Here is a 2,964-nt window from a genome sequence, read left to right as displayed (position 1 = left end):
CGCCGACATAGGGCACCGGCTTGACCGTCGGATGCGTCGGGTCGGCCGCGTTGATGGAGTCCAGCGTCATCTTGGCGAAGGGCGCCGCCTTCTGGTACTCGGCGTTGTTGTAGAGCGAGGTGCGCGTTCCCGGCGGAACGTTGGCCCAGCCTTCCTTCGCCGCGACCAGTTCGAGATAGCCCTTCGAGGTTGCCCAGGAGACGAACTTCTCGGCCGCTTCCGCCTTCTGCGTGCCGGCGGGAATTGCCAGCGACCATGCCCACAGCCAGTTGCCGCGCTTGCCCAGGCCATTGTCGGGCGCCAGCGCATAGCCGACCTTGTCGGCGACGGTGGAGTTCTTCGGGTCTGAGACGAAGGAGGCGGCGACGGTGGCGTCGATCCACATGCCGCACTTGCCCTGCTGGAACAGCGCCAGGTTCTCGTTGAAGCCGTTGGACGAGGCGCCCTCAGGACCGTCGGCCTTCATCAGGTCGACATAGAACTGCAGCGTGTTCTTCCATTCGGGCTGGTCGAACTGCGGCTTCCAGTTCTCGTCGAACCAGCGGGCGCCGAAGGAGTTCGACATGGCGGTCAGGAAGGCCATGTTCTCGCCCCAGCCGGCCTTGCCGCGCAGGCAGACGCCGTTCACGCCGTTGGCGCGGTCGGTCATCTTGTCGGCGGCCTGCTTGATGAAGTCCCAGGTCGGCGCATCGGGCATGGTCAGCCCGGCCTTCTCCATCAGGTCCTTGCGGTACATGACGAAGGAGCTCTCGCCGTAGAAGGGCGCGGCATAGAGCTTGCCGTCGACCGATAGGCCGCCAGCGATAGCCGGGATGATGTCCTTTACGTCATAGTCGTCGCCGAGCTTGTCGAGCGGCAGCAGCCAGCTCTGCTTGGCCCAGATCGGAACCTCATAGGTGCCGATGGTCATGACGTCGTACTGGCCGCCCTTGGTGGCGATGTCGGTGGTGACGCGCTCGCGCAGCACGTTTTCTTCGAGCGTGACCCAGTTCAACTGGATGTCGGGGTTCTTCTTGGTGAAGTCGTCGGTCAGCTTCTGCATGCGGACCATATCGCCATTGTTGACTGTGGCGATGGTGATGGATTCGGCATGCGCGGCGAACGCAAGGGCGCTAGCCGACAACAGGCCCAAAGTGAGCGTGCGAAGTTTCATCAAATTCCTCCCATAAACCAAAGTGAGCATTTGCCTTGGCTGTGAGCAATTACTCACTTAGCGTGAATTATGTCAAGCCGGATTCGATGCTGCAGCGCAGCACAAATGACCCATGCACCGCTGCGCGAAAGCTCACAGGCGGATGCGTTGAGAGGAGCCGGCAGAGTTTACCAGCGACGGTTTTTGGAGATCAGCCTATTGGCAGGCGATCTCGGCCAGGATCCAGTCGCGGAAGGCGCGGATTTTCGGCACGTTGCGGCGCGCCGACGGATAGACCAGCCAATAGGCATGGCCATCGTCGCCGACCAGATCGAAAGGCTGGATCAGCCGCCCGTCGGCAAGTTCGTTCTTGAACAGGGCCCTGGTGACGATCGCCACGCCCTGGCCGGCCATCGCGGCATTGGCCTCATAGGCTTGCGCGCCCATGCTGGTGCCGGGGCGATTGGCGAGCTCTTCGGCCGGGAGACCGGCGAGTGCGAACCACTCCTGCCACCAGATGTCGCCCGGATCGAGGATCGGGAGCTTGAGCAGGTCGGCCGGCTCCTTGACACCGCCGATACTTGCCGCAAGCTTGGGGCTGAGCACCGGGGTGAAATCGGCCCTGAACAGCATATGCGTTTCCACGCCCGGCCATTTGCCGCCGCCGGAACGGATGGCGATGTCGATATCTTCTCGGGCGAAATCGACGACACGGTTCGAGGTGTCGACACGCACGGCGAGCGAGGGATGCGCGACCTGGAAGGAGCCCAGATGCTGGGCCAGCCAATTCGAAGCGAAGGTGAGCAGGGTGGAGACGCAAAGCACGCCGTCGGCCCCCGCACGCGCGGCCGAATAGGCGCCGCTCAGCAGCGCAAAAGCCTCGCTGACGGCCGGCGCCAGGCGCTGACCGGGTTCGGTCAGTTCGATCTGCTTCGGCAGGCGGAGGAACAGCGGCGCGCCGATACGCTCTTCGAGCAGCTTGATCTGATAGCTGGCGGCCGCCTGCGTCATGCCAAGCTCTTCGGCGGCCTTGGTGAAGGAGAGGTGCCTGGCTACGGCCTCGAACACGCGGATCGCTTGCAGCGGCGGGAGCTGGGCAAACTGTCGGGCGGTGAGATCGGGCATAAGGCCTCTTTATGGGTCATGATCGACGTTTGATTGGAAGCATCTGCCAATCATCCCGATATTTGGGGTCGACGATCAACACAGTTCAAGCATAGCAAGGCTGACGATCATGACCACGATCCAGGAAAGACTTGTTTCTACCCCTGCGAATGGCTGGTTTTCCGTGCTGGCAAGGGAATTTTCGCGGTTGGCGCGCCGCAGGCGCAGCTATGTCGACGTCAGGGAATTGTCGCCCCATCTGCAGCGCGACATGGGTTTTCTTGATGGCAACGATCCCTGCGGACGCCACAAATAGACATCGCGATTTTATCGCCAATCAACTGGCCAGCAGCGCGGACGCCGTCCGCTCGTCGGTGATGAGGCCGTTGACCAGACGCCGGTTCACGGCGGCAAGGATGCCGGGCAATTTGCGCTCACCCATGGCGAGCGCGATGACCAGCGACCTTTCGCGCGACGGCAGCGCCGCTGAGGACACGCGGTCATTGGTTATGCCCTCGATCATGCGGCCCTCGCGGTCGAACACCCAGCCGACGATCTCGGCGATGCCGCCCGCTTTCTGCAGCGACTTCAACTCGCCCTCGGAAATGAAGCCGTCCTCATAGAGCGGGGCCTTGGGGCCGAGATCGCCGATGCCGACGAAAGTGACGTCGGCTTCCGCCGCCAGCGCCAGCGTCGGCTGGATCATCGGCTGGCTGAGCAGCATGTCC

Annotated in this window: 4 protein-coding genes; 1 reads left to right on the top strand and 3 read right to left on the bottom strand. The window is 62.9% G+C overall.

All coding sequences use genetic code 11. The annotated features are described in order from the left end of the window. On the bottom strand, positions 1-1,153 hold a 1,153-nt coding region (locus EN742_RS30170; protein WP_148670361.1), incomplete at its 3' end, for a sugar ABC transporter substrate-binding protein. Between the two features lie 195 nt (positions 1,154-1,348). Continuing rightward, entirely contained in the window at positions 1,349-2,257 is a 909-nt protein-coding gene (gene gcvA, locus EN742_RS30165) for a transcriptional regulator GcvA (protein WP_126057041.1), read from the bottom strand. Positions 2,258-2,366: 109 nt separating this feature from the next. Here gcvA and EN742_RS30160 point away from each other — a divergent pair, with 109 nt between their 5' ends. Beyond that, on the top strand, positions 2,367-2,552 hold the full coding sequence (locus tag EN742_RS30160; protein WP_126057042.1) for a hypothetical protein: 186 nt from the start codon (positions 2,367-2,369) through the stop codon (positions 2,550-2,552). A 21-nt stretch (positions 2,553-2,573) separates the two neighbouring features. Here the strand turns inward: EN742_RS30160 and EN742_RS30155 are convergent. Next, a partial coding sequence (locus tag EN742_RS30155; RefSeq protein WP_281035019.1) for a sugar-binding domain-containing protein occupies positions 2,574-2,964 on the bottom strand: 391 nt, incomplete at its 5' end.

Origin of the sequence: Mesorhizobium sp. M4A.F.Ca.ET.020.02.1.1, from assembly GCF_004022645.1 — a bacterium.
GTDB lineage: Bacteria > Pseudomonadota > Alphaproteobacteria > Rhizobiales > Rhizobiaceae > Mesorhizobium.
This window is presented reverse-complemented; position numbering and strand designations above follow the sequence as displayed.

Bases quoted from the DNA above. Each gene is read 5' to 3' on its own strand.
- EN742_RS30160 (WP_126057042.1), top strand. From the start codon at position 2,367: ATGACCACGATCCAGGAAAGACTTGTTTCTACCCCTGCGAATGGCTGG.
- gcvA (WP_126057041.1), bottom strand. From the start codon at position 2,257: ATGCCCGATCTCACCGCCCGACAGTTTGCCCAGCTCCCGCCGCTGCAA.